Annotated in this window: 1 protein-coding gene; it reads left to right on the top strand. The window is 58.9% G+C overall.

What is annotated here, in order from left to right:
• Window positions 1-60: 60 nt before the first annotated feature.
• The coding region (locus tag AWU74_RS06250; RefSeq protein ID WP_202966414.1) for an InlB B-repeat-containing protein at window positions 61-903 on the top strand (843 nt) is incomplete at its 3' end.

Here is a 903-nt window from a genome sequence, read left to right as displayed (position 1 = left end):
TACAGCGCGGCGGGGGTGCTCCTAGGCAGCACCGAATACCGTCCGGGTGAAGCCGTCAAAGTGCCTGATTTCTCTTTTAGAGACGACGTTAGGGTCATATATTTCTACGCGTGGAACACAGAGCTGGACGGCTCCGGCAGAACATATTATTCGGGCGACACGTTTGCCGTCTGGGACGACATTACTCTTTATGCGCAGTGGAAGCCGCTTTACCGCGTCTGGTACGCGAAGGACGCGGACGAGTTTGCGGAAAAGGATCAGTACGGGACGTATCTGCCGAACGAACAGGTGACGGTGCGCGGCGATGACACGATTCCCAACTCCCCGGCGGGCAGGTATTTTGCCGCCTGGAGCATGAAGCCGAACGGCGCGGGCGAGTGGTATCAGGAGGGCGAGACGTTTTCTATAACCCGCGACACCACGTTCTATCCGGTGTGGGCGGACTTTGCGGGCGAACCCGGCACGGGCGCGAGCAGTATAGAGGTAATACTGGCGTATCAGGGGGAGCATCTCGCCACACTGACGGGCAACACAAAAACGGGAATCCCGTTGCCGAGTGCACAGGGGCTTATATCGATTCAGGACACTGACGTAGTGACGTGGAACACCACGCCCGACGGATCGGGGCTGGATTTTGAGCCGGGATACGTGATAAAACAAAGTCAAATCCTGTACGCAAAGATATGGACGACCTATACGGTTTCGTATGCGATCAAGAATACGTACCAAGACGAAGACGGGGACGCGGTTCCGGTACCCATTCCCGCCGTAACACGGCACCGGGCGGGCGCGAAAGTCCGTGCGGGGGGAGTGCCCCTATCCGGGCCGTGGGTTGTCGTGAACGGGGCCACCGGGTGTAAGTTCGGCGGGTGGCGCGTTTTGCTGCGCACGCTCGTAATGGGG

This window comes from Treponema endosymbiont of Eucomonympha sp., from assembly GCF_001028545.1.
The sequence above is the reverse complement of the archived record's forward strand: the minus strand, read 5'-3'. Positions and strand labels throughout refer to the sequence as shown.